General features: G+C 69.6%; 24 protein-coding genes. 9 read left to right on the top strand and 15 right to left on the bottom strand.

What is annotated here, in order from left to right; all coding sequences use genetic code 11:
- Positions 1–104: 104 nt before the first annotated feature.
- From ACIA77_RS24000 to ACIA77_RS24020, 5 genes are all read left to right on the top strand, one after another.
- Positions 105–1,334 carry a phosphodiester glycosidase family protein gene (locus tag ACIA77_RS24000; protein WP_395888186.1) on the top strand — a complete coding sequence of 410 codons (1,230 nt, stop codon included), beginning with the start codon at positions 105–107 and terminating at the stop codon, positions 1,332–1,334.
- Between the two features lie 468 nt (positions 1,335–1,802).
- A complete protein-coding gene (locus ACIA77_RS24005; RefSeq protein WP_395888188.1) occupies positions 1,803–2,333 on the top strand; it encodes a DUF6069 family protein in 531 nt (176 codons plus the stop codon).
- Positions 2,334–2,538: 205 nt separating this feature from the next.
- Positions 2,539–3,024, top strand: a complete 486-nt coding sequence (locus ACIA77_RS24010; RefSeq protein ID WP_395888189.1) for a DUF2975 domain-containing protein — start codon at positions 2,539–2,541, stop codon at positions 3,022–3,024.
- The gene (locus ACIA77_RS24015; RefSeq protein WP_395888190.1) at positions 3,024–3,236 is read left to right on the top strand and encodes a helix-turn-helix domain-containing protein; all 213 of its coding nucleotides are present in this window, start codon (positions 3,024–3,026) and stop codon (positions 3,234–3,236) included. The genes ACIA77_RS24010 and ACIA77_RS24015 overlap by 1 nt, the downstream gene beginning before the upstream one ends.
- Positions 3,237–3,375: 139 nt before the next feature.
- Positions 3,376–3,882 carry a polyketide cyclase gene (locus tag ACIA77_RS24020; protein WP_395888191.1) on the top strand — a complete coding sequence of 169 codons (507 nt, stop codon included), beginning with the start codon at positions 3,376–3,378 and terminating at the stop codon, positions 3,880–3,882.
- Between the two features lie 5 nt (positions 3,883–3,887).
- Here the strand turns inward: ACIA77_RS24020 and ACIA77_RS24025 are convergent, their stop codons facing one another.
- Complete coding sequence (locus ACIA77_RS24025; RefSeq protein ID WP_395888192.1) at positions 3,888–4,784, bottom strand: AraC family transcriptional regulator; 897 nt, start codon at positions 4,782–4,784, stop codon at positions 3,888–3,890.
- A 214-nt stretch (positions 4,785–4,998) separates the two neighbouring features.
- Between ACIA77_RS24025 and ACIA77_RS24030 the strand changes: the two genes are divergently transcribed.
- Positions 4,999–5,823 (top strand): alpha/beta fold hydrolase, encoded by an 825-nt coding sequence (locus ACIA77_RS24030; RefSeq protein ID WP_395888193.1) that lies wholly within the window; start codon positions 4,999–5,001, stop codon positions 5,821–5,823.
- Positions 5,824–5,896: 73 nt separating this feature from the next.
- On the opposite strand, the gene ACIA77_RS24035 is transcribed toward ACIA77_RS24030, so the two are convergent.
- Complete coding sequence (locus ACIA77_RS24035) at positions 5,897–6,745, bottom strand: SDR family NAD(P)-dependent oxidoreductase (RefSeq protein WP_395888194.1); 849 nt, start codon at positions 6,743–6,745, stop codon at positions 5,897–5,899.
- Positions 6,746–6,889: 144 nt separating this feature from the next.
- Here ACIA77_RS24035 and ACIA77_RS24040 point away from each other — a divergent pair, with 144 nt between their 5' ends.
- A complete protein-coding gene (locus tag ACIA77_RS24040) occupies positions 6,890–7,726 on the top strand; it encodes a helix-turn-helix transcriptional regulator (protein ID WP_395888195.1) in 837 nt (278 codons plus the stop codon).
- Between the two features lie 245 nt (positions 7,727–7,971).
- Here ACIA77_RS24040 and ACIA77_RS24045 read toward each other — a convergent pair whose 3' ends face one another.
- The 8 genes from ACIA77_RS24045 to ACIA77_RS24080 form a co-directional block, all read right to left on the bottom strand.
- Positions 7,972–8,355, bottom strand: a complete 384-nt coding sequence (locus ACIA77_RS24045; RefSeq protein WP_395888196.1) for a hypothetical protein — start codon at positions 8,353–8,355, stop codon at positions 7,972–7,974.
- Positions 8,356–8,645: 290 nt separating this feature from the next.
- The gene (locus ACIA77_RS24050; protein WP_395888197.1) at positions 8,646–9,347 is read right to left on the bottom strand and encodes a GNAT family N-acetyltransferase; all 702 of its coding nucleotides are present in this window, start codon (positions 9,345–9,347) and stop codon (positions 8,646–8,648) included.
- Between the two features lie 101 nt (positions 9,348–9,448).
- Positions 9,449–10,492 carry an LLM class flavin-dependent oxidoreductase gene (locus ACIA77_RS24055; protein ID WP_395888198.1) on the bottom strand — a complete coding sequence of 348 codons (1,044 nt, stop codon included), beginning with the start codon at positions 10,490–10,492 and terminating at the stop codon, positions 9,449–9,451.
- Positions 10,492–10,995 carry an SRPBCC family protein gene (locus ACIA77_RS24060; protein WP_395888199.1) on the bottom strand — a complete coding sequence of 168 codons (504 nt, stop codon included), beginning with the start codon at positions 10,993–10,995 and terminating at the stop codon, positions 10,492–10,494. The genes ACIA77_RS24055 and ACIA77_RS24060 overlap by 1 nt, the downstream gene beginning before the upstream one ends.
- 185 nt (positions 10,996–11,180) lie before the next feature.
- Positions 11,181–11,663, bottom strand: coding sequence for a winged helix-turn-helix transcriptional regulator (locus tag ACIA77_RS24065; protein WP_395888200.1), 483 nt, complete (start codon positions 11,661–11,663; stop codon positions 11,181–11,183).
- A 171-nt stretch (positions 11,664–11,834) separates the two neighbouring features.
- Positions 11,835–14,966 carry a long-chain-fatty-acid--CoA ligase gene (locus tag ACIA77_RS24070; RefSeq protein WP_395888201.1) on the bottom strand — a complete coding sequence of 1,044 codons (3,132 nt, stop codon included), beginning with the start codon at positions 14,964–14,966 and terminating at the stop codon, positions 11,835–11,837.
- A gap of 94 nt (positions 14,967–15,060) precedes the next feature.
- Positions 15,061–15,759 carry an NADPH-dependent F420 reductase gene (gene npdG, locus ACIA77_RS24075; RefSeq protein WP_395888202.1) on the bottom strand — a complete coding sequence of 233 codons (699 nt, stop codon included), beginning with the start codon at positions 15,757–15,759 and terminating at the stop codon, positions 15,061–15,063.
- A 29-nt stretch (positions 15,760–15,788) separates the two neighbouring features.
- Positions 15,789–16,787 (bottom strand): LLM class flavin-dependent oxidoreductase, encoded by a 999-nt coding sequence (locus ACIA77_RS24080; protein ID WP_395888203.1) that lies wholly within the window; start codon positions 16,785–16,787, stop codon positions 15,789–15,791.
- 267 nt (positions 16,788–17,054) lie between these two features.
- On the opposite strand from ACIA77_RS24080, the gene ACIA77_RS24085 reads away from it, so the two are divergent.
- Positions 17,055–18,083 carry an LLM class F420-dependent oxidoreductase gene (locus ACIA77_RS24085; RefSeq protein WP_395888204.1) on the top strand — a complete coding sequence of 343 codons (1,029 nt, stop codon included), beginning with the start codon at positions 17,055–17,057 and terminating at the stop codon, positions 18,081–18,083.
- A 545-nt stretch (positions 18,084–18,628) separates the two neighbouring features.
- Here ACIA77_RS24085 and ACIA77_RS24090 read toward each other — a convergent pair.
- Positions 18,629–19,939, bottom strand: a complete 1,311-nt coding sequence (locus ACIA77_RS24090) for an MFS transporter (RefSeq protein ID WP_395888205.1) — start codon at positions 19,937–19,939, stop codon at positions 18,629–18,631.
- On the opposite strand from ACIA77_RS24090, the gene ACIA77_RS24095 reads away from it, so the two are divergent.
- Positions 19,923–20,123 carry a hypothetical protein gene (locus ACIA77_RS24095; RefSeq protein ID WP_395888206.1) on the top strand — a complete coding sequence of 67 codons (201 nt, stop codon included), beginning with the start codon at positions 19,923–19,925 and terminating at the stop codon, positions 20,121–20,123. The two genes, ACIA77_RS24090 and ACIA77_RS24095, sit on opposite strands and share 17 nt — an antisense overlap.
- Positions 20,124–20,152: 29 nt before the next feature.
- Here the strand turns inward: ACIA77_RS24095 and ACIA77_RS24100 are convergent, their stop codons facing one another.
- From ACIA77_RS24100 to ACIA77_RS24115, 4 genes are all read right to left on the bottom strand, one after another.
- Positions 20,153–20,698: a TetR/AcrR family transcriptional regulator gene (locus ACIA77_RS24100; RefSeq protein ID WP_395888207.1), complete on the bottom strand. Its 546-nt coding sequence runs from the start codon at positions 20,696–20,698 to the stop codon at positions 20,153–20,155.
- Between the two features lie 252 nt (positions 20,699–20,950).
- The gene (locus ACIA77_RS24105; protein WP_395888291.1) at positions 20,951–21,451 is read right to left on the bottom strand and encodes a MaoC/PaaZ C-terminal domain-containing protein; all 501 of its coding nucleotides are present in this window, start codon (positions 21,449–21,451) and stop codon (positions 20,951–20,953) included.
- Between the two features lie 2 nt (positions 21,452–21,453).
- Positions 21,454–22,383, bottom strand: coding sequence for an alpha/beta hydrolase (locus tag ACIA77_RS24110; RefSeq protein ID WP_395888292.1), 930 nt, complete (start codon positions 22,381–22,383; stop codon positions 21,454–21,456).
- A 38-nt stretch (positions 22,384–22,421) separates the two neighbouring features.
- Positions 22,422–23,327, bottom strand: coding sequence for an NmrA family NAD(P)-binding protein (locus ACIA77_RS24115; protein ID WP_395888208.1), 906 nt, complete (start codon positions 23,325–23,327; stop codon positions 22,422–22,424).
- Positions 23,328–23,421: the final 94 nt, after the last annotated feature.

The raw sequence follows: 23,421 nt of genomic DNA on the forward strand, positions 1-23,421 counted from the left end.
CTGTTCACGTCGGGTTCACGCCGACGCACGGGCGCGGCCTCGGCGGAGCCACTACCGGCCGGGAGAGTGGGCGGGTTCCGTTCCGTTCAGAAAGGACCCGCTCCATGAGACTGCGCAGATCGTTGGCGGCGCTGACGCTCACCGCCGCCGCTGCCGCGGCGCCGACGACGCTGGCGTCGCCCGCGTTCGCGGACACGAGCCTCGACGTGGCCGGCAGCGAACAGGTCGCGCCCGGCGTTCAGCTCGAGTCCTTCACGACCAGGTCGGCCAGCGCGGCGGCCATCCAGGGCGAGCTGCTGACCGTCGACCTGCGCAACCCGCACGTCTCCGTGGATCTGCTGCACCCGCAGTCGGTGGCGCAGGCCACGACGGTGTCCCAGATGGCGAACGCGCAGGGAGCGGTGGCCGGCGTCAACGGCGACTTCTTCAACAACACCGAGGCCCAGCACCCCGGCGTCGCGTTCACCGACTCGTCCGACGGCCCCGAGATCGCCGACCGACGCGTCCTCAAGGCCGCCGTACCGAACGGGCAGCGGTTCGGGCCCGGGATGCCGCCCGGAGTCACGACGCAGGCCGTGCTCGGCGTCGGTGCCGACGGAGTGGGCCGGCTGGGCACGGCGAGCCTCGAGGGCAGCGTCCGCATCAAGTCGACCACGCACCCGCTGGGCGGGCTGAACCAGTACGCGATCCCCGTCGGCGGCATCGGTGCGTACACCAGTGAGTGGGGTGCGACCTCCCGCGCGCGCTCGGTCTGCGGCACCGACACCAACAGGGGCGCCGCGTGCAGCACGGACGTCGCCGAGGTGACACTCAAGCTCGGCCGGGTCGTCGCGGTCGGCGGCACCGTCGGCGCCGGCGCGATCGCGCCGGACGAGACCGTGCTGGTCGGGCGCGAGGCCGGTGCGGACGCGCTGCGGGCGCTCACGGTCGGCCAGCACGTCTCGGTGCACTACGTCCTGTCGACCGGAACCGGGATCCCGTTCCGATTCGCGGTCGGCGGCTTCCCGATCCTCGAGAACGGCGCCGTGGTGCCCGGCCAGGACGCCAAGACCGCCGCGGTCCGGACCGGCGCGGGGTTCAGCGCCGACGGGCACAAGATGTTCCTCGTGGCGGTACAGGCGGCCCCGGGCACCAGCGGCGGCATGACCACTCCCGAGGTTGCGCAACTGCTGCAGCAAGCCGGCGCCGCCAACGCCGTGAACCTCGACGGCGGTGGCTCGACGACACTCGTGGCCCGGGACCCCGGCGCTGCCGCCGTCACGGTGCGCAACCGGCCGACCGACGCCGCGGGTGAGCGCTCGGTCGCCAACGGGATCGGGATCTTCGCGCGCTAAGCGTCACGCCTCCGTTCAACAGCGGACGGCCTGCACCGACCGGGTCGATCCCTCTCGTCTCCGTGGAAGCCGGCTCCCCCGTCTTCCACGGAGACGAGAAGTTCGGGTACGGCGCGGGCTTCACGCTGTCCCGCACCCCGTCAGGCGCGACAACTCACCGTGTCAGCCACTCTCGACGGGTTGCGGCACCGCAGTCCTGTGTGGACTCGACCGAGTCACGGGCGCGCAGGACGCCTTCACCGGTGATCCGGCGCCGTCCGGTCTCCACCCCGCGACATTCCTCTGTGAGTTGGTGACGTCCTTTTCGGACGCTCCGTTCCTGGTCGAAAGGGTGCCGCCCACTTTCGATCTTGCGAATTTGCCGACCGTTTACCAGGTTTGCCGTCGATGGGAAACGCCCGAACGGGCGAACCCTCCCCGTTGCCCTCACAATCGAGGCGGAACAGCTTCGCTACGGAGGGATCGGTGATGTCGCACAACCCCTACGACCAGGACGTCCGGCCGGGCATCGACGCGGGACGGCTCTGGGCGGGTGGCATCGCCACCGCGGTGGTGGCCGCGCTCGTCGCCGTGGTCGACCTGCTGATCGCACGCGGAATCTTCGAGGTGCCCGTGCTCGCGCCGAAAGGTGAGGGCATCTGGGGTAGCGCCAATTCGACCACCTACGCGGTCCTCGCCGCGGTGGTCGCGCTGGGCGCCACGGCGCTCATGCACTTGCTCAGCGTGACGACGCCGTCGCCCAACCAGCTCTTCGGCTGGATCATGGTACTGATCACGCTCCTCGGCGTCGTTCTGCCGCTCACGCTGTCCGTCGGGCTGGACGCCAAGATCGCGACGGGTGCGATCAACCTCGTGATCGGGCTCGTGATCGCCAGCGTGGTGAGCAGCATGGGGACCAACGCGCGCGCTCTGTACCAGCACAAGCACGCCTCACGGGCCGGCATGCCGGAACGGCAGTGGCACGAACCGTCGCCGCAGAACTACTACTACGACCGCTGAGCCGGCGCGAAAACCGGGCCGTCAGTCCGAAATGGACTGACGGCCCGGTCTCGGCTCTCCCACCGGCATCGTCGACGCACTGTTCGAGTCGCCGGCGTCGGACGTCGCCCGCGTTACGGACCGCATAACCATCCCCCGTCGCAGCTGTTGCCTCATCTATCGAAATTCGATAGATTCCCATCGCAACTCGATGGAAGGATGAGGCATGGGAAAGCTGACCGTGCATGCGCTGAGGGCCGTGCTCGTGGTCGTGCTCGCCGGCACCGTGTTCATACAGGTGGGGATGGTGTGGGCACTGGCGGCCAAACCGGCGGACGGGCCACTCCCCCTCACCGCGCTGCGCGCGATCACGATCGTGGGCATGCTGTCGGTCCAGTTCGCCGTGGTCTGCGTGTGGCGGCTGGTGGCGATGGTGCGCCGCGGAACCGTGTTCTCCCACGCCGCCTTCCGGTACGTGGACGGCGTGATCGGCGCGATCGTCGCGGCCGCCCTCGTGTGGTTCGCGGTCACGGCCATCAACGCCCCCGGACAGCGCGACGACCCGGGCGTCACCCTCATCATGGGCGGGATCGGCGTGGCCATCCTGGGGGTCGCGCTCATCGTGCTCGTGCTGCGAATGTTGCTCGCCCAGGCCGTCGCCCGCGACGGCGAAGCAACGCAGATGCGCGCCGAACTCGACGAGGTCATCTGATGCCGATCGCCGTCGACATCGACGTGATGCTGGCCAAGCGGAAGATGTCCGTGGGCGAGCTCGCGGACCGCGTCGGGATCACACCGGCCAACCTGGCGGTACTCAAGAACGGCCGCGCCAAGGCCGTGCGCTTCGCGACCCTCGCCGCCCTCTGCGAAGTCCTCGACTGCCAGCCGGGCGACTTGCTGCGCTGGGAGTCCGACGACGGATGATGCGTGCGCCATCGCGAGAACCACCGAACGAGATCCTCACCGGGCCGGCGCTTGAAGACGGCGTGGCGCACTCGCCCCGGCGGGGGTACCGCGGCAGGCAAAGGTTGAACGCCGGGCCAGTGGGGTGGACCATCGACGCATGATCGGTGACCGGTGGGGTGTGAGTGACAGCGAGATCGGGCGCTCCTACCCGTGCGACGACTTCGTCACTTCGCCCGTGCTGGAGGCGTGGCGGGGCGTGAGTGTCCGGGCGCCGGCCGAGGCGGTGTGGCCGTGGGTCACCCAGGTGAGGCTTGCGCCCTACTCCTACGACTGGATCGACAACCTGGGGCGCCGCTCGCCGCGTGAGCTGGTGGATCTTCCCGAGCCGCGCGTCGGTGAGAAGTTCACGACTGCCGGTGGGCGCAGGCTGGGGCGGATCGTTTCGGTCGACCCGGGGAACCAGCTGACCGGCTCCATCCTGGGCGCCGTCATGTCGTACGTCCTCGTGGCCGAGGATCACGACTCGACCCGTCTGCTGTTCAAGCTGGTCATGCGAACGAACCGGTGGGTGGCGCTCGGGGTGTGCGTCGGGGATCTGGTCATGGCTCGGCGGCAGTTGCTCAACCTGAAGCTGCTCGCCGAGCGGCACCGCGCCCAGCTGTGACGACGTCAATCCCGAACGCTGTTCTTGCGGAACTGCGCGGGCGGCGTGCCCACTGTCGTCCGGAAGGCCAGGATGAAGGCGGATTCGGAGTGGTACCCCACGTCGGCCGCGATCCGGGCCACGGGGTGGTCGGTGTGGAGGAGCAGGTCGGCGGCAACCATCAGGCGGATCGACGTCAGCAGGGTCGCCACGGTGGTGCCGGTGCGAGCGGAGAAGCGGCGCACGAACGTCGCCCGCGACATCGAGGCGGCGGCGGCCATGCGGTCGATCGTCCACGGTTCGCCGGGGCGCTCGACGATCCCGGCGATCACGCGGCCCAGCGCGTCGTCGCCCATGGCGGTCCACAGTGCGGGGGTGTCGAGCCGCTGTTCGGGGCGGCTGCGCAGGGCCATGCCGAGCAGGGCGTCGGTCAGTGAGCACACGATCGCGGCCGTGGCCGGGCCGTCGAACTGGGCCTCGCCGCGCAGCAGGTTCGCCAGGGTGAGCGCCGGGGCGTCCAGCGTGACGTGGACCCGGGCCGGCAGGAGGCGGAACAGCACCGTGCCCGCCGCCGACCCGAAGAAGTAGTGCCCGCAGAACAAGTCCAGTTCCGGTTCGGCGCCGACGGTCCGGTGCGTCACGAACGTCGGCCCCGGCTCGTCGTCGTACCGGAGCGGCACACCGGACGTGACGCGCACCTGGTGCGCCTCGCCCCTGGGGAGCAGGAGCAGATCGCCGGGCCCGAGTTCGACCGTGGCCGGGCCGGCGAGCACGGTGCACCGCCCCTCGAGCACGAGGTAGAACGGCGCCTCACCCCGCCCGGCGGCTTCACGGTCCAAAGTGAACTGTCCGGCCATGAGGCAGCGCATGTCCAGGCCGCCTTCGAGGTGCGCGAGCCGGATCAGCCGGCTCAGGCTGTCCATGAGCCGATCTCGACGGAAAGTGATCCGCTCACGTCTACTTCCTCCGGGTGATCTGCCGTGACGATGGCTGGCGAGTGAAACCTGCGCTCCGAGCGGTCGTGGCACGAGGCGTGCCCACGATACCCGCTGGTCGCCGGTGCCTGTCGTGGACAATTTTCCTTGCTGCGGCACAGTTCGGCCGCCGGCAACCCTCGAACGAACGGAGACCCCTCCCATGCCCATGGTGACCACCGACGACGGTGTCGAGATCTTCTACAAGGACTGGGGCACCGGCCAGCCGATCGTGTTCAGCCACGGCTGGCCGCTCTCGTCCGACGACTGGGACACCCAGCTGCTGTTCTTCCTGCAGCACGGTTACCGCGTCGTCGCGCACGACCGCCGTGGCCACGGGAGATCCTCGCAAGTCGGCGACGGGCACGACATGGACCACTACGCCGACGACCTCGCCGCCGTCACCGCGCACCTCGACCTGCACGACGCGATCCACGTCGGGCACTCCACCGGCGGTGGTGAGGTGGTCCGCTACCTCGCGCGCCACGGCGAGTCGCGCGTCGCCAAGGCGGCCATCCTCAGCGCTGTCCCCCCGTTGATGGTGCAAACACCGGACAACCCGGGTGGGCTCCCGAAGAGCGTCTTCGACGACCTGCAGGCGCAGCTCGCCGCCAACCGCTCGGTGTTCTACCGCAACCTCGCGTCGGGCCCGTTCTACGGCTTCAACCGCCCCGGCGCCGAACCCGACGAGGCGATCATCGAGAACTGGTGGCGCCAGGGCATGACCGGCGGCGCGAAGGCCCACTACGACGGCATCGTCGCCTTCTCCCAGACCGACTTCACCGAAGACCTCAAGAAGATCACCGTCCCCGTCTTCGTCGGCCACGGCGACGACGACCAGATCGTCCCCTACGCCGACGCCGGCCCGCTGTCGGCGAAACTCCTGAAAAACGGCACGCTCAAGATCTATCCGGGCTTCCCCCACGGCATGCCGACCACGAAGGCGGAGACGATCAACGCGGACCTGCTGGAGTTCTTCCGCTCCTGACCCCCGTAGCGTCCGGCGCCGCCCGACCCGCCACGGGCAGGCGGCGCCGGTGCTCGTCCAGAACCACGCCGGCTCATGATCCGCTCGGCTTCCCCTGCGCGAGGCGCGCGAGGTGGTCCCACTGCTCCAGCCCGGCGAGGCGGCCGGAGTACTCGGTGCGCAGGGCCGCCAGGCCGCCGGTTCCGAACAGGACCCGCAGGGGCGGCTCGGGTGCGTCCACGAGTGCGAGGAGGGCCTCGGCCGTCGCCGCGGGGTCGCCGGGGGTGAGGCCGCTGGCTCCTGCCCCCGCGTACAGCGCCTGCCGGGCGTGGGCGTACGCCGGGTCCTGCCGGGTCTGCGGGGACGCGGTCGCCAGACCGGTCGGGAACATGACCGGCTCGATCACCGTGACGTGGATGCCGTACGCGGCCACTTCGGCCGCCAGGGACTCGCTCATCGCCTCCAGCGCCCACTTGGACGCCTGGTAGATGCCGAGCGCCGGGTAGGCGACCAGGCCCCCGAGTGAGGACACCTGCAGGATCCGGCCCGCACGGCGCTCTCGCATCCCGGGCAGCACGGCCCGAGTGGCCCACAGCGCACCGAAGTAGTTCACGTCCATCTGGGCGCGGGCCTGTTCCTCCTCGACCTCTTCGACGGCGCCGACCAGCATGTGACCTGCGTTGTTGACCAGCACGTCGATTCCGCCCAGCGTCGCCTCGGCGCTCCGCACGGCGTCGCGAACGGCCGTGGAGTCGCGGACGTCGAGCTGCAGGGGCAGGAAGCGGTCGCCGTAGCGCTCGGACAGCGGCACCAGCGCCGCCTCGTCACGGGCCGTCGCCGCGAGCCGGTCACCGCGGGCGAGGATCGCCTCGGCCCAGAGTGCGCCCAGCCCGCGGGACGCGCCGGTGAGAAACCAGGTCCGGGAAGTCGTTGCCTTGCTCATGAGGATCTCCTCCATCGTCAGCCGACCGGGCGGCTCCCGGTCCGCCGACCAGCGTTTCGCCGATCGGAGCCGTCAGGCAGAGTCGGCTTACCCAGGGACCGGCGATCTCTTGCTGCGGGTCTGGCGGCGACGCAGACTCGAAGCGTGGACACCAAGCAGCTGGCGGATTTCCTGCGGGTGCGCAGGGAGGCGCTCAACCCCGGGGACGTCGGCCTCCCGGGCACGGGGCGCCGGCGCACTCCCGGACTGCGCCGCGAGGAGGTCTCGCGCCTGGCCGACATCTCCACGGACTACTACACCCGGCTGGAGCAGGACCGCGCGCCGCAACCGTCGCCGGGCGTGCTGCGGGCCATCACCCGGGCACTGCGCCTGACCCTGGACGAACGCGACCACCTCTTCCGGCTGGCCGGGCACCGGCCGCCGGACCGCAGGCGGTCCGACGAACACGGCGCGCCGAGCCTGCTCGGTGTGCTGGACCGCCTTTCCGATGTCCCCGCTCAGGTGATGACCGACCTCGGCGCCACCCTGGTCCAGAACGACCTGGCCCGCGCCGTTTTCGGCGACCTCACCCGGCTGCGCGGCGCCACGGGCACGGTGGTGTACCGGTGGTTCACCGACCCCGGCACCCGGGCCGGCTATCCGGTCCAGGACCACGCGACGGAGTCCCGCGCCCTCGTCGCCGACTTGCGCGCCGCCGCCGCCCGCCGCGACGACGCACAGTCCAAGGACCTGGTCAACCGACTGCTCCGGACGAGTCCCGAATTCGAAGCCCTGTGGCGGCTGCATTCGGTGGGAGTGCTGCGCAGCAGGCGCAAACGGATCCAGCACCCCGAGGTAGGCCTGCTGGAACTCGACTGCCAGCTGCTCCTCGACGAGGAACGCACGCAGATCCTCGCCCTGTTCTCGCCCGCGGCGGGCACCCCGACGGCGGAGCGGCTCGCGCTTCTCGGTTCCTTGGGGTCGCTGGCCGCGCAGCACTGAGCCCGTCTGCCGGGGAACGGCGTTCGAAGAACATCCGAACGGAAACCCGCGCCGAACTTTGAATCCCGGGGATCAGGCATGGTCCGCAGAGCTTCGCACCCGGTGCCGGCACGACGTCAGACGCCGTGCACCGGGAGAATTCCGGGACAGCCGGGAAATCCTGCCGGACACTCGCCGTCACCTAGGGCACGACCGGCCCGGTGCTCGCGCACCGGGCCGGGTGGTTCACAAGGCGTCGCACCGGGTCAGGGACGGTAGAAGTACGACCCGGGGCTGGCGCAGCCGGCGGGGTTGCACAGTTGGATGAGGATCTTCGTGATGCCCCCGACCGGACCGTCCTGGGTGAAGTTGAAGCTCACCGTCCCCGCGCTCGCCGTTCGGCTCTGGCTCGCGACGTAGGTGTTGGCTTGGTAGAACCAGAACTTGACAGTCGTGGAGCCCGCTTGCACCTTGCTGTCGACGACGTAACCCTGGATGTTGACGGACCTCGCATACCACGTGATCGTTGATTCCGTAGCGCTTCCGGGGAATTCGATCCGAGGCGTGTTCGTGGTCGGATACCCGGCCGCACCTGCCGTACCAGCGCCGGCGACCACCACTCCGAGCAGCACGACGAAGGCAGCCAACATCTTTGCGATTAAACGATTCATGATTTCCCCTCAGTGACTGTTGCCCCAGTTGCCGATCAGCTGGGCTGCGGGAGGCAGCCTTCGCTCACTATCGCGGTCAAGACATCGCCGAGCAGTAAACCAGCAGCGCCGGTCAACATCGGTCAATCCGGTCGAATTACCCCGACTGGCCCACAACGTACGACGAGGTCACCAGACTTCGAGACGGGGCCGGTAACGTCCCGTCTGCCCCTTCCGGCAGGCCGGCAACCCACCACACTTCCGACCCAACCACGGCGGCAACCGTCACCTCAACGCGGTGAGCGGACTGACCGCACCACAGCCGGCGAAAGCCCTCGAGCCTCCGAACCGGACCGCGATCCGCCGGTGGGCTCGCTGAGCTCCTCGTCCGTCCACAACGGACCTCGGCCGAAGCCTGCCCGGCCCAATAATCGGGCCTCGAGGCCGAAGAGCGCGTCGTCGTGGTCGGACGTCGCCGGGTCGAGGATCCAGATGCCGTTGTCGTAGGGGCGGAAGCCGAGGGAGGCCCACGTTCTGCGGGCGCGGTGGGGCGCCGCGCCGGGAGTGCTCACGAACGGCGCGACGGCGATCAGACGGGGTTCGGCACAGAGCCACTGCAGCAGCCGGCTCGTGAGGAGTCGGCCGACGCCGCCGGAGCCGCGCCACGCCGGTGCGAGCACCACGTGTCCGATCAGGACGACGTGGCTGCCGGCCGCGGTGATCGAACCGTCGAGCACTTCGGCGAGCCCGCCGCACCCGGAACCGTCCGGCTCACCGAAGAGCGCGCCGAACGCGGTGAAGCCGCTGTGGGAGCCGAGTGCGCCGACGACGTCGCCCGTGTTCTGGAGGTCGACGAGGAGCCCTCCCGCTTCGAAGAACGTGCCCGTCACGCTGCCGTCGGCCGCGCGGCACCCGGACAGGAACGCCCCATCGGCATCGGCCTGGTCGGTCGGCGCGAGCGTGACGCTCGCCTCCCCCGACCAAACCGCCACACCGGAACTTCTCAGCGTGTCGCCCGTCAGGGACGCGGTCGTGCCGACGGTCATCCGCGCCCGGCCAAGCAGGTCGAGGAGGCCGGCCGGTGAGCCCGGCGTCACGAGAGGTTGTGCGCGAGGTCGATGGCCCGGCCGAGGTTGTCCAGCTTCTCCGCGACGGTCGCCCCCGCCGGGTAGAACCGCACAGTCGTGATGCCGCGGTCACGCCAGGCGGTGAGCCGCTCTCGCACCATGCGCTCGGTGCCGATCAGCGTGGTCGCGAAGATCATGTCGTCGGTGATCAGAGCCGTGGCGTCCGCGTGTCGTCCCGCCTGCCAGAGCGCCCGGACTTCGGCTGCGATTTCCGACCAACCCTGGCGGCTGTAGGCGCTGTTGTAGAAGTTCGTGGTGGCCGAGCCCATGCCACCGAGGCTGAAGGCCAGATCTCTCTTGCGCGTCGCGGCGACTGCCGCGAGCTGTCCTTCGTCCTCGACGAAGTTCACCTCCGCGCCCTGGCAGAGATCGATTTCGGTGAGGGTTCGCCCGCCACGCTCGGCTCCGGCGTTCAGCGCGTCCAGGTAGGCGGAAGCACCCTCGGGCACGAAACTGCTGCCCAGCCAGCCATCCGCGATCTCACCGGCCAGCTCGAGCATCTTCGGCATCAACGCGGCGATGTAGATCGGGATGTCCGGGTTCGCCGGCAGCGAGGTGCGCATCGGTACGCCCTCGCCGCCGGCGCGCGGCACGGAGAAGACCTCTCCGCCGTGCTCGATCTTGGCGCCGGCGAACACCTGCCGGACGATGTCGATCGTTTCCCGCATCCGGCGCAACGGCCGGTCGAACGGCACGCCGTGCATGCCCTCCACGACCTGGGGGCCCGAACTCCCGAGGCCGAGCACGAACCGGCCGCCGGACAGGTCCGCGAGGGTCATCGCCGTGGTCGCGATCAGCGTCGGAGTCCGCGTCGCCAGCTGGATCGTGCCGCTGCCGAGGAGCATGCGGTCGGTCCGCGCGGCCAAGTACCCGAGCGGTGAGGGCGCGTCCGAACCCCAGGCCTCCGAGATCCAGCAGACGTCGAGGCCGAGCTTTTCCGCCTCCACGGCCAGCGTGACGTTGTCCTGCCACGAACCGACCAGTGCTTCGATCGTCGTCGCCGTGCGCATCAGCGCGCTCCCTCGGCCAGCTCCTTGATGAGGCGCAGGTTCGACTCCAACCCGGCCTGGAACTCCCGGAGCCGGTTGGCGACGATCTTCTCCTCCTTGTGCGGGAGGCGGTCGATCGCGTGGTTGAGGCCGGAGCGGCCCGGGCCCATCTGCCCCCACTGGCTCAGCTCGGTTCCCGCCGGGCGCGGTTCGAGGGAGAAACCCCACACCGACGACGACCGCACATCCTGGCCGGCGTTGACCTCCCACGTGAACGCGGAGTTCGGCTTGAACTCGATCACCGTCGAAGTCGATTCCCACTCGCCCAGCGCGTCGTGGAAGCTGCGCCCGCGGAACTTCTTGCCGACACCGGGTTCGCCCGCGCCGTCGAGCCAGGTCACTTCCAGCAGTTCGTCGCTGAGCTTCACCATCAGGTGGATGTCACTGACGAGAGACCAGACCACCTCAGGGGTGGCGTTGACGTCAACGGTGGCGCGGGCGGTCGGGAGATCAGCATACATCATCGGAGCCGCTCCTTGATCGAATTTGTAAGTTCTATTATAGAACTTAATGGGGGTGTCCACAATGGCGCAAGACTCGTCGCCACATCGGGAATTTCTCTTTGCTCGCAACGATCCGCGCCCCAAAAAGGCCCGCCACCGCGTCTCCGCGATGGCGGGCCCGAATCGGGTTCGCCGTGAATCCGGGATCAGGAAGCGAACCGCTTCCCCTTCTGCCGGACGTGCGGGGCATCGCGCCCTTCGACGGTCCGCCCGGTGAACGGCTCACCGCAGTGCGAGCACGTCGCAACCGCGTGCGCGTCGTGGTCGCACGTGGTGTGGTGCAGCAGCACCGGGGGTCCATCGGGGCCGGTGGCCCACTTGTCGCCCCAGTTCAGCAGCGCCATCATGATCGGGAACAGGTCCTTGCCCTTGCGGGTGAGGTGGTACTCGTACCGCGGCGGGTTCTCCTGGTACGCCCGCTTCTCGACCACGCCGTTGCGGATCAGTCCTTCGAGGCGCTCGGTGAGGATGTTCCGGGAGATGCCCAGATCTTCCTGCAGCTCCTCGAACCGGTTGTGCCCCTTGAACCCGAACAGGTCGCGGACGATGAGCAAGGTCCACCACTCGCCGACGACCTCGAGCGTCTGGGCGATCGAGCAGTCGAAATCAGCAAAGCTTTTCCTGCGCATGATGCAACTATACCTCGGACGAGACCCGGATTGAAGTGTGTCAAAATCACCGTCCTCTCGAAACGAACCCGTGTGCTGCCAGCACTTCCGTTATCGGCGACCTACGAGGTCTCCCGATAGCGGGTTCCGTAAAAGAACTGTCGATCTCGAGCCTTCAGCAGTGCATCGCGATCAGCCCGCACCGTAGCCCGCCGACGGTGCCGTGACCTCCCGGCCCGGGTCACCCGCTCCCACAGCGGCATCACCCTGCCCGGACCACGAAGGCCGCAGGGCGAGCAACGCCCCGATCGTGATGAGGCCCATCAGTATCACGTAGCCGGCCACCGAAGCCGAGGTCCCGGTGGACGCCAGTAGCGAGGTCATGACGAGCGGTGCGAACCCGCCGCCGACGACGTTCGACAGCTGGTACCCGAGCGAAGCACCGCTGTAGCGCACCGCCACCGGGAACAGCTCCGAGAACAGCGCCGCGGTCGGTCCGTACATCACGCCGTTGATGAACATCGCGACCGCGATCGCGACAGCCACGACCGGCGGTGCGGCGGAGTCCAGCAGGAAGAAGTACGGGAAAGCCCAGAGGATCGTCCCGGCCGCACCGAAGAGGAACACCCGGCGCCGGCCCACGCGGTCGCTCAGCCTCGACGCGATCACGATCGACACGGCCATCGCGGCGGCGCCGATCATGATCGACACCAGCATCGTGTTCCGGGAGATCTTCAGGGCCTGGGTGGCGTAGGCCAGCGTGCCGGTCGTGTAGACGTAGAACGACCCGCCCACGACCAGGAAACCGCCGATGGTCACGGCGATGCGCCGGGGGTGCTCCCTGACCACCTGCAGCACCGGCGATCGGTGCACTGGACCGCGTCGCTTCGCCGCACGGCGGAAGGCGGGCGTGTCGTCGATCCTCATCTGCACCAGCAGCGCCACGGCGACGAGCACGCCGCCGAGGAGGAACGGGATCCGCCACCCCCAGGCGAAGAAGGCGTCCGCGCTGGTGGCGCCAGCCGCCACGAAGAACGCGGCGCTGGACACGATCAGCCCCAGCGGCAGCCCGAGCTGGGCCCACGCCCCGTAGGCGCCGCGCTTCCCGCGTGGTGCGTACTCGGTGGCGAGCAGGACCGCACCACCCCATTGGCCGCCGAGTGCCAGACCCTGCGTGATCCGCATGACGAGCAGGACCGCCGGCGCGGCGAGACCGATCGCCGCGAACCCGGGGAGCAAGCCGATGGCGAAGGTCGCCACCGCCATCAGCGCCAGCGCGATGACCAGTGCCTTCTTGCGGCCGTACCGGTCGCCCAGGTGGCCGAACAGCGCGCCGCCGACCGGGCGCGCCACGAACCCGACCGCGATCGTCGCGAACGAGGACAGCGTCGCCGCGAGCGGGCTGAACGAGGCGCTGAAGAAGACCCGCGGGAAGACGAGCGCCGCTGCGGTGGTGTACAGGAAGAAGTCGTACCACTCGGTCGATTGGCCGAGCAGTGTCGCGATCCGCACTCGTCTCAGCTCGGCCGAGCTGATCACCGGCTCGTCCGGCGGGGGCCCGGTGGGGAAGCGCGCGTTGTTCGGGTTCATGACAGGTCTCCGGTTCCTCGTTGACGTGCGGTCGCGATCGGTTCGGTGTCTCGGAACGGCGCCGGGAGAGCGGCGGGCGCCGGGGCCGTCGCTCCGGCGGCCCCGGCTGGGGCCGGGGCCCGGCACGTGCTCGATCCGCAGCTCCCCCGAAGCCGCGACGACGCGAAGCCTCTTCTTGTCGATTTTGCCGACGCTGGTGCGGGGCAGCGTTTCCGCGCGCGCCCACCGTTCGGGCAGCCACCAGCGGGGGACGGCGGCCGACAGGTGGCCGCGCAGGTCGGCCGTCGACGCAGTGGCCGTCTCGCGCAGGACGACCACCGCCAGCGGACGTTCCTCCCAGCGCGGGTCGGGCACGCCGATCACCGCGGACTCGACCACATCCGGGTGCGCGTCGAGGTGGTTCTCCAGCGCCACCGAGGAAATCCACTCTCCTCCGGACTTGATGACGTCCTTCGACCGGTCGGTGATCCGGAAGTAGCCGCGGCGATCGAGCACACCCAGATCACCGGTGCAGAGCCAGCCGTCGGGGCTGAAGCGGTCCTCACTCGTGCCGCCGACGTACGAACCGGTGACCCACGGCCCGCGCAGCTGCAGTTCGCCGACCGACTCCCCGTCGCGCGGGAGGACGTCGCCGAACTCGTCCACGGCGCGCATCTCGACGCCGGGCAGCAGCCGGCCGGACCAGCCGCGCCAAGGCTTCGCCGGATCGGCCCCGTCTTCCGCCGCGGGGAGCGAAACGCCGCCCCACGGGCTGACCTCGGTCATGCCCCAGCCCTGGACGAGATTCGCGCCGTGGACCCGGTCGTAGTAGTCGATGAGAGAGGGTGCCACCGGCGAGCCGGCGCACACGATGGAGTCCAACGAGGACAGGTCCACGGGGTGCGCTTCCGCGTAGACCTTGACCTGCGCCCAGATGAGCGGAATCGAAACCGCCAGCGTCGGCCTCGCCGCGGCGGTCAGCGCCGTGATCGCTGCGGGGCTCACGTCCCGGCCGGGGAGCACGATCCCGGCGCCGGTGAGCAGAGCTGCGTGCGGCAGGCCCCAGCCGTTGACGTGGAACATCGGGGTGATCTGCAGGATCCGGTCCCGGTCGGAGAGTGCGAACGCGGCTCCGGAGCTGATCGCGAGCGCGTGCAGCCAGATCGAGCGGTGGCTGTAGACGACACCCTTCGGCAATCCCGTCGTCCCGGTCGTGTAGCAGACCGCGGCCGGCGCTCGCTCGTCCAGATCGGGCCAGCTGTCCCGCGCGGTGACGCTCGCGAGCAGTTCACCGTAACCCGGGTGTTCTCCCCGATCCTCGCCGACCACGACCAGCGTGTGCACCGAAGGCAGCCGCGGGAGCAGCGAGGTGAGACGAGGAAGCAGGTCGTCGTCCACGATGATCACGCCGTCCTCGGCGTCACCGATCACGTAGCCGAGTTGCTCGTCCGAAAGGCGTGAGTTGATCAGGTGCAACACGGCGCCCATCGCCGGTACGCCGTAGAAAGCTTCGAGATGAGCCTGGTGGTTGCAGCAGAAGGTCCCGACCCGGTCGCCGGGCCGAACGCCGAGGGTGCGCAGGGCGGTTGCCAGCCGGGCCGCGTTCTCGGCGACGGTGCTGAAGTCCGCTTCCCGGACCACCCGCCCTCCGGAGCCGCTGACGACCGGGCTGTCGGGGTGTACGTCGTAGCCGTGACGCAGCATGGCCGCCATGGTCAGCGGGAAATCCTGCATCGTGCTCATGAGCTCGCTCATGGCCCGACCACCTCCACTTCGTCGTGTGAGGTTGAGCCTCGGCGGTGCCACTCGTGACACAGCCGAATTGTCCTGGTGTGCCGGCGCTTCCGGCTCAGGCGATGTCCACGTCCTGGTCGATCTCGGGGAGGTTGACGCCGACGAGCCGTACCCCGGCCTGGGTGCGGTAACGCTTGTTGACGCTGATCAACGTGGCGGTGAGCGGTTCGAGCTGGCGGGCCAGCCGCAGCGGGCCGGCCACGACGCCGGGCTTCCCCGTGACGTCGGCGCACAGTTCGGACGCGACGTCGAGCGCGTACTCGTCGTCGCCGACCATCAGCACGTGCTCGTCCGAGAGGTCTTCCTTGGCGCTCCACAGGGTCACCGCGGACAGGTGGTGGAACGCGCCCACCACGCGGGCGGCCGGCACGAGGAGCTGCAGTTCCTCCGCGGCGCTGCCGTCCGGTACGTCCAGCCCGAAGGGGCCGCGCCGGTCGAACCCGAGCGGGTTGCAGCAGCTCACGATGACCTTGCCGGCCAAGGTATCGGCGAGAGACCGCACCAGGTCGGCGTGGCCGCGGTAGGGAACGGCGAGGATGATGACCGGCGAACCCGCTGCCGCTTCCCGGTTTTCCGCCCAGGCAACGGGTTCCGCGTCGGCGAGCCGCTCGTTGACCGCCCGGGCGCCCTGCTCGGCCCGCTCCACGTCACGCGAACCGATCACCACCCGGCGACCCGCCCGGGCCAGCCGGTAGGCAAGTCCCTTGCCCTGCGCTCCGGTGCCACCGATGATGGCGATGCGCTCTTCTTGCACCCGATCCTCCTGTCGATTCTGAACCCGGATCACAGGTCTGCGATCGCGGGGATGACGCTGTCGCCGATCCGGCGCATGGAATCGAGGATCAGCCGGTGCTCGCCGACGATGTGGCGCACCAACACCGTTTCGAATCCGATCTTGCGGTAGAACCCCAGCCGTTTCACCACGGTTTCCGCCGACCCGACGAGCGAGGTGTCCCGTTCGCGGCCGAATCCGCGATAGCCGGCTGCCACAACGGGTTCGACCGCCTCCCACGCCTTCTCGTCCGTTTCCGCGACGTAGATGTCGCGGCGCAGGACCGGCTTGGGCACGCGGCCGTGTTCCGAGCAGATCCGGCGGTAGAGCTCGAGCTGCCTCTCCAGTTCCTCCGGCGGCGTGCCGGGGGCCGTTTCCCAGGCGTCGCCGAGCCGCCCCGCCCGTTCGACGGCCTTGCCCGCCATGGCGGCGACCCAGATCTCGGCCGGTGTGCCCGGGACCGGGTTGATCTGGAGGTTCTCGAACTGGAAGAACTCGCCGTCGTGGCTGAACCGCTCCCCCGCGAGGAGCCGGCGCACGACGGTGATGAACTCTTCACTGCGCCGGCCGCGGGACCCCTTGGCGATCTTGAACGCCTGGAACTGCTCGCTCACGTCGCCGTTGCCGACGATCAGCGTCAGCGGTTCCGGCGCGAACGCCGCGAGCGTGCCCACCTGCTCCGCGGCGAGCACGGGGTGGTGGAAGGGCGCGAGGTAGAGCAGTCCGACAGGCATGTCGCCGGTGACGGCGAGCATGCGCGCGAGCGTCGGGGTGGGCGCGAAAGCGTTCGCGTACGACGAGGCGTGACTGTCGCCAACCATCAGGAAGGCGTAGTTCCCCTCGGCGGCGGTCTTCGCGATCTCGAGCAGTTGCCGGGCCTGGAGCCTGACGTCGGTGACACCCAGCGGGATGTCGCTGAACTCCCCACGGGCGACGACGATCTCGTGATACTTCCGCAGGGATTCCTCGGACGCGGCGAAGATGAAGCGTAGGGAAGTTCCGAGCTTCATTCACGTTCCTTCCGGTGTGGGCGGGAGCCCGCCGGCGCGAGGGGAATGGGCTCGCGCAGGAGACTGAAGCGAGTTTCAAGATAGAACTCTATCCTCCCGTCGCGCGCCGGAGCAAGCGTCATCGAGCGGCGTTTTCCCAGCGATCTTGCAGTTCACGGCTTCCCACAGTGACAACGTTGTGGTTTCATCAAGCAACTCTTTGAGGCCTTGGCGAGGGGTTTCGCCTGAATGGCTCGAAAATGATCAGCCACTGTCGAGGAGGATCGCGTGTGTCTGGGTTGGGACATGGGTTATTGGAGTTCGTCACCGCATCCGTTCCTCGACGAGAGCACCAGGGAAGCCGAACGCCTGGGCCTGCATTCGATCTGGGCCGCCGAGTCCTACGGCTCGGACTCCCTGACGCCGCTGGCGTGGGTGGGTTCGCGAACGACCGGACCGGCGCTGGGTACCGCGTGCGCGCAAATGGCCGCGCGCACGCCCACCGCGGTCGCGATGGCCGCGATGACCATGGATCACCTGTCCGACGGCCGGTTCGTCCTCGGGCTCGGGTCGAGCGGGCCGCAGGTGGTCGAGGGCTGGTACGGGCAGGAGTACCGCCGTCCGCTGCAGCGGACGAGGGAGTACGTCGAAATCGTGCGGAAGGTGATCGCGCGGGAAGGCCCGGTCGAGTTCCACGGGGAGCACTTCACGATTCCCGCCGCCGGCGGCACCGGTTTCGGGAAGCCGCTGCGGGCCAACATCCGGCCGCGGCGGCCCGAGATCCCGATCTTCCTCGGTGCCCAGGGCCCCAAGAACGTCGCCCTCGCCGCCGAGATCGCGGACGGCTGGCTCTCGATGTTCTTCGGCCCCAAGCTCGACGGGTATTACCGCGCGGCGCTCGCTGAGGGGTTCAGCCGTCCGGGCGCGCAGCACACCGCCGAATCGTTCACCGTGGTCGCCAACGTCAACGTCCGCGTCGACGACGACGTGGAGCGCGCGGCGGACGGCCTGCGTCCGCTGCTGGCGCTCTACATCGGCGGCATGGGCGCGGCCGAGGTGAACTTCCACCGCAACGTGTTCACGCGGCTGGGCTACGAGGCCGAGTGCGAGAAGATCACCCGGCTGTACCTGGACGGCCATCGGACGGAGGCGATCGCCGCGGTCAGCACCCGGATGGTCGAGGAAGTCGCGTTGATCGGCCCCGCGCCCAAGATCCGCCACGACCTCCAGGCCTGGGAGACGACCGTCGTCGACGTCCTCAGCGCGAACATGGCTGATCCGGCCACGCTGCGGACGCTCGCCGAACTGATGGCCTGATGTCGGTATCCCGGGGCCGGCTCGGCGGCCGGCAACCCCGACGTCAAGGCGCTGGTCTCCATCGCAGCCTGGGGGCCGGCCCGGAGCGAATGCCCAACCCTTCGTCGTCGAATCCCCGAGCAGAGCCAAGGTCGGCTCCCCACGGGCGAACGCCGCCCCGGCACTCCGGTGGAGCACCTGCCCGATCGGTGCTGGCGTCCCGGTCGTGCCGACGGCCGGCTGATCGGCGGCGTGATCAATCGCATCGTGCTGGCGCAGTCGACGTGTTACGCGGTGCCACTCGCGTGGTTCGACGGTGCGGTGCTGTTCTGGGAGAAGATGGGCGGCCAGGTGTCGTACGTGTGGAGCTATCTGCAGGTGCTGCGGCACTGTCGACTTCGGACATGCCGGCCCGAATCTGCTGATGCCGGTCTGCATCCGCGTCGCCCTCGATGCGCAGCAGCGGAGTTTGTCGCTGCTCGAACCGGCGGTACGGGGCCGCTCACGGTGACCGGACCGGCCGGCTGGGCAACGCGAGCAAGAACGATCACGTGTCCCTCACCGGACTACGCGGTGTTTTCCTGGGCCGGCTCGACATTCCGGCGTGAAACCCGCGCGTAGACCAGGATCACCACCCCGATCACCACGGAGATGGCGGCACTGATCGCGACGGGGATCGCCCACGAGTGCAGGAGTGCTTGCGGGGACGAGGGGGCGACGGTCGACGTCACGACTGCGACGCCGAGGCCGGAGCCGAGGTAGCGGGCGGTGTTGTTGACGCCGCTGCCCATGCTCGCGTGGTGCGCGGGGACGGTGGCGACCGCTTGGGCGCCGAGCGAGGCGTTGAGCAGGCCGGTGCCGATGCCGGCGATCGCGAAGCCCGGAGCGAGGCGCAGCAGCGTGGCGCCGTCGTGCAAGGGGGCGAGGGTGGCCAGTCCGGCGCCGGTGATGATCAAGCCTACGGCGAGTTGGGTTTCCGGCGTGATGCGCCCGCGAAGGTGCCGCGCGACCAGTGAGACGAGCACGCTCACGCCGGACCAGACCACGATCGGCACGGCGCCGGCCAACGAGGAGCCGTGGAGGCCTTGCTCCACCAGGGTCGGGGTGTAGGAGGTCAGTGAGATCACGCCGAACCCCGCGGTGAAGGCGGCGACGGTGACCGTGACGAACTGCCAATTGGTGAACAAACTCAGGTCCACCAACGGGAATTCCGTGCGCCGTTCGTGGTGGACGAAGGCGGCCACGATGAGCACACCCGCGCCGAGGAACGCGATGACCGCCGGCTGGACCCAGCCGGTTCGGCCGAGAACCAGTCCGGCCAGCACAGCGCTCGGGCCCGCGATCAGTGCCGCGGCGCCGAAGTAGTCGATCCGTCCGCTGGACGCGGCGGGGTGGACGGGGTTGGCCGGCAGGGCCCGGAAGAAGACGATCAAGCCCACGCTCAGCAGGCCGGTGAGGAGGTAGGGGCTGCGCCAGCCGGCCACGGGGTCCAGGAGCGCCGAGAGCAGGGGCCCGATCAGAATGCCGACACCGAGGCTCGCTCCCCAGAGGCCGGTGGCGCGTGTGCGCCGGTGCCCGGGCTCGGTGACTTGGGCGATCAACCCCAGGCTCGTCGCCACCATCGCCGCGGCGCCGAGTCCTTGGCCGACCCGAGCGACGGAGAACACGAGAGCGTTCGGCACGATGGCTCCGCCGAACAGGAAAAGTGCTTGTACCGCGGCTCCGGTGACGAAGACGGTGCGGCGGCCCAGTTTGTCGGCCAGCGCACCGCTGACGAGCAGGCCGGCGCCGAGCCCGACGCTGGCGGCGCTGAGCATCCACGTGCGCCCCATGACGCTCGCACCCATGGTGTTCGCCAGGGTGACCAACGTGCTCATGGGCACCGTGAACATCACCATCGCCAGCGCGGTGGCGACGCAGGCCAAGGCGACCGTCGGCCCCTCGGTTCCGGGTCGTTCGCGGGGTACCGCCGCGACCGCTGTGTGCCGCTCGACGTTCACGATCGTCCTACCTCCGTACGGAAAATATGTCGCTCGTCATATTTACTGGGCCGCGCCGTGAACGCGGTTCACCGAACCGGCCAGGGACGCTCAGGGGCCCTCGGGGTGGACCTGGGCGCGCGCGACCAGCACGCCGCGAACGGCCTCGAACGGCTCCGGGCCGCGCAGCGCCCGCGAGGTGACCTCGGCACCCTGGACGCCCGCGATCACGGCGTGCGCGAGCTCCAGTGCGGCCGCGTTGCCCAGGCCGAGGACGATGAGCTGGAACGCGATGGTCTCGATGATCCTGGTGAAGCCCAGGCGGCTCGCCTCGCTGAGCTCGGCGGAAGTCTCGGCCACCAGTGGTGCGATGGCGCAGCCGCGCCCGTAGCCGCTGGCGACCATGCCGTCGCGCGCCCGGTTCACGTAGCCGCTGATCAGGTCCGCGGGCGAGGTCGCGGCGTCGGCCAGCCGGCGGATTTCCGCAAGCTGCTCGCCGGCGTGGATGCCGGCCGTCTCGGCAGCGATCTGCTGCTTGCCCTGGGGAAAGTGGTAGTACAGCGAGCCCCGCGGTGCGGCACTGCGTTCCACCACCTCGGCGAGCGACATCGCGTGGTAACCCCGCTCCCGGATGATTTCCCGAGCAGCTCCGATCATCCGCTCCCTGGTATCCGAGCCCTGTCCCACGACGTCACTCCCCTCGCTTCGATCTGTATGACAACCGACATAATGTCTACTCGTAAGATGCCCGTCGGGAGCGACGGTGTCAAGGCGGGTCCATCCGGCGAGCATCTCGCCCGCTGCTCGTGCCCCGGTCCACCGGACGTCGGCCGCCGGCGGCAGGCCCGGGTCGCATGTGGACACTGAGGGGCAAGACCTGGTGCGGTTCCGGTGTTTCCCGAGTCCCGCTCAGCGCCCATCCGGCGACTGCGGCCTGCGGAAAGCCACGACGCGAGCCTGGGTGTTCTGCCGCACCTCGCCCGCCTGGTTCTCCGTCTTGTAGGACAGCACCACCGTCGCACGGGACGGCCGCGAGCGGGAGAAGGCGATCTCGTCGACCCGGCCCTCGACGTGGAGCACGTCACCCGCGCGAGCGGCCGAGGGCCACGACAGATCGATGGCCGCGCCGACGATCCCCGTCGCGAGCGGTACCCCGGAGGTCACGAGCAACCGCATGGTGATCGCGGCGGTGTGCCACCCGCTCGCGACCAGGCCGTCGAAGAACGTTCCGCGGGCGGCTGCGGCGTCGAGGTGGTACAGCTGCGGATCGAACGATTCCGCGAACGCCACGATCGCCGCTTCGGTCACCGTGCAGGTCGAGGACCGGAACTCCATCCCCGCAAAGAGGTCGTCGGCCCACAGCCCCGAGGGGTTGATCGGCCGGGGAGTGAAAGCGCTGTCCACCGACATCTTCACCCGCCCAACGCTCGCCGCAGTGCGTCGGCCGAGTCGGCCGTCATCCGGCGGGACACCGCGGCGCCGGCGACGAACGTGGAGCCGTGGAACGTGCCCGGGTACAGGTGCAGTTCCACGGGCACGTTCGCCTGCGCGAGCCGGCGCGCGTACTCCAACGCCTCGTCGCGCAACGGGTCGAACTGGCTCGCCGTGACGTACGCCGGCGGCAACCGGGTCAGGTCGGTGGCGCGCGCGGGCGCGGCGTACGACGACACGCGCGGACCGCCGGCCTCGTCGCCCAGGTACGCGGCCCAGCTGTGCTCGGCGTTGCGGCGGTGCCAGACCGGAGTGTCCACAAAGGTCCGCATCGACTCGGTGCCGAGCCGGTCGTCGAGCTGCGGGATGCCGAGCACCTGGAACGCCAGTGCCGGGCCGCCGCAGTCGCGGGCGAGCAGTGCCACGGCGGCCGCCAGTCCACCGCCGGCGCTCTGCCCGGACACCGCGATCCGCTCCGCGTCCACGCCGAGGTCTTCGACCGCTTCCGCCAGCCACAGCAATGCCGCGTAGCAGTCGACCACCGCGGCGGGATGCGGGTGCTCGGGCGCGAGCCGGTAGCCGACGGAGACGACCACCGCGCCCACCGCCTCGGCGAGCGCCGCCGCACCGGCGTGTTCGGTGTCCAGGCCGCCGGTGACGAAGCCACCGGAGTGCAGCTGCAGGACCGCCGGCAGGGGCCCGTTCTCCCGCCTGGGCCGGTACACGCGGACCGGCACCGAAGGCGCGCCGTGCCGGCCGGGCACTTCGCGATCTTCGACGGTCAGTCCGGACAAGTCCGGTTCCGGACGCTGCGCCAGCAGGGAACGCTCGGTCTCGCGAGCCTTCCGGGGATCACCGACGTCGATGTCCGGGATCATGGCCAGCCAGGGCGCGAGCTCCGGATCCACCACGTAGGACAAGGGAAACTCCTCGGTCGGACCGGGCCGGGTCAGGAAGCGGGGACGAAGCGTGGTCCGCTGGTCTCGAAGTCGGCCCGCTTCTCCCGGGCGAATTCTTCGACGGAGAGTGCCGGCCGCCCGCCCACTTTCTCGACGACGTCGTTGGTGCCGGCGAACACGCCGTTGCGGTAGTCGATCGCGACGTTGCCCAGGTGCTGCACGAGGTGCGGGTCATAGCCGCGCGCGAGCATCGACGCGGAAAACTCCTCGACGCCGATCGGCTCGTAGTGCACCGGGTGCCCAAGCACCCCGGCGAGAGCGCCCGCGATCTCGTAGTGGTCCAGCTCGACCGGCCCGTGCAACGGGTAGATCGCGCGGTGGTGCGGCTCGGGTTCGACCAAGACCGCGGCGATCACCCGGGACTGGTCGACCGCCGCGATCGGCGCGTGCCGGCCCTCACCGAACGGCAGCCGCAGGTACCCCTCGCCGTCACGCTTCTCCCACGACACCGGAAGCCACTCGGCGAAGAACGTCGGACGCAGGTGCGTGGTCAGCAGATCAGTCCGGTCCAGCACGCGCTCACCCAGCCAGTGCTGACGCGCGGCATTGCTGCCCGCCTCACGGCGCGCCGAAATCTGCGACATGTTCACCACCGAACGCACCCCGGCTTCGGCCGCGGCCTGAGCGAAGATGACGGTCGCGTCCACCAGGCCCGGCAGAATCGGGTGGCAGAAATACGCCCCCGACACACCCCGCACCGCTTCGGTCACCCCGTCGAGGTCGTGCAAATCGGCCACCACGACCTCGGCACCGGCCTCGGCCAGCGCACGCGAACGCTCGTCCTCACGATGCACCAGCGCACGCGCACGATACCCGCGTTCGAGGAGCAACCTGATCGCACCACCCCCGGTCTTACCGGTCGCACCGGTGATCAGGAACAGCCTGTCGTCGGACATGGAAACGCCTTTCGTAGAGCCGAAAATCGTGGTCCGGGAGAAGTGCGGTACTCAGCCGGTGCCGCGGATCGGGACGCCCTGACAGTTCAGTGAA

It is taken from the genome of Amycolatopsis sp. NPDC051903 (assembly GCF_044452505.1).
Lineage (GTDB): Bacteria > Actinomycetota > Actinomycetes > Mycobacteriales > Pseudonocardiaceae > Amycolatopsis.

What these genes read in the sequence shown, in the direction of transcription:
- ACIA77_RS24045 (WP_395888196.1), bottom strand. Translation starts at nt 8,355, where the DNA reads ATGTTGGCTGCCTTCGTCGTGCTGCTCGGAGTGGTGGTCGCCGGCGCT.
- ACIA77_RS24105 (WP_395888291.1), bottom strand. Translation starts at nt 21,451, where the DNA reads ATGTCGGTGGACAGCGCTTTCACTCCCCGGCCGATCAACCCCTCGGGG.
- ACIA77_RS24065 (WP_395888200.1), bottom strand. Translation starts at nt 11,663, where the DNA reads ATGCGCAGGAAAAGCTTTGCTGATTTCGACTGCTCGATCGCCCAGACG.
- ACIA77_RS24010 (WP_395888189.1), top strand. Translation starts at nt 2,539, where the DNA reads ATGGGAAAGCTGACCGTGCATGCGCTGAGGGCCGTGCTCGTGGTCGTG.
- ACIA77_RS24000 (WP_395888186.1), top strand. Translation starts at nt 105, where the DNA reads ATGAGACTGCGCAGATCGTTGGCGGCGCTGACGCTCACCGCCGCCGCT.
- ACIA77_RS24020 (WP_395888191.1), top strand. Translation starts at nt 3,376, where the DNA reads ATGATCGGTGACCGGTGGGGTGTGAGTGACAGCGAGATCGGGCGCTCC.
- ACIA77_RS24080 (WP_395888203.1), bottom strand. Translation starts at nt 16,787, where the DNA reads ATGAAGCTCGGAACTTCCCTACGCTTCATCTTCGCCGCGTCCGAGGAA.
- ACIA77_RS24060 (WP_395888199.1), bottom strand. Translation starts at nt 10,995, where the DNA reads ATGATGTATGCTGATCTCCCGACCGCCCGCGCCACCGTTGACGTCAAC.
- ACIA77_RS24055 (WP_395888198.1), bottom strand. Translation starts at nt 10,492, where the DNA reads ATGCGCACGGCGACGACGATCGAAGCACTGGTCGGTTCGTGGCAGGAC.
- ACIA77_RS24015 (WP_395888190.1), top strand. Translation starts at nt 3,024, where the DNA reads ATGCCGATCGCCGTCGACATCGACGTGATGCTGGCCAAGCGGAAGATG.
- ACIA77_RS24070 (WP_395888201.1), bottom strand. Translation starts at nt 14,966, where the DNA reads ATGAGCGAGCTCATGAGCACGATGCAGGATTTCCCGCTGACCATGGCG.
- ACIA77_RS24100 (WP_395888207.1), bottom strand. Translation starts at nt 20,698, where the DNA reads ATGATCGGAGCTGCTCGGGAAATCATCCGGGAGCGGGGTTACCACGCG.
- ACIA77_RS24005 (WP_395888188.1), top strand. Translation starts at nt 1,803, where the DNA reads ATGTCGCACAACCCCTACGACCAGGACGTCCGGCCGGGCATCGACGCG.
- ACIA77_RS24030 (WP_395888193.1), top strand. Translation starts at nt 4,999, where the DNA reads ATGCCCATGGTGACCACCGACGACGGTGTCGAGATCTTCTACAAGGAC.
- ACIA77_RS24115 (WP_395888208.1), bottom strand. Translation starts at nt 23,327, where the DNA reads ATGTCCGACGACAGGCTGTTCCTGATCACCGGTGCGACCGGTAAGACC.
- ACIA77_RS24025 (WP_395888192.1), bottom strand. Translation starts at nt 4,784, where the DNA reads ATGGACAGCCTGAGCCGGCTGATCCGGCTCGCGCACCTCGAAGGCGGC.
- ACIA77_RS24090 (WP_395888205.1), bottom strand. Translation starts at nt 19,939, where the DNA reads ATGAGCACGTTGGTCACCCTGGCGAACACCATGGGTGCGAGCGTCATG.
- ACIA77_RS24035 (WP_395888194.1), bottom strand. Translation starts at nt 6,745, where the DNA reads ATGAGCAAGGCAACGACTTCCCGGACCTGGTTTCTCACCGGCGCGTCC.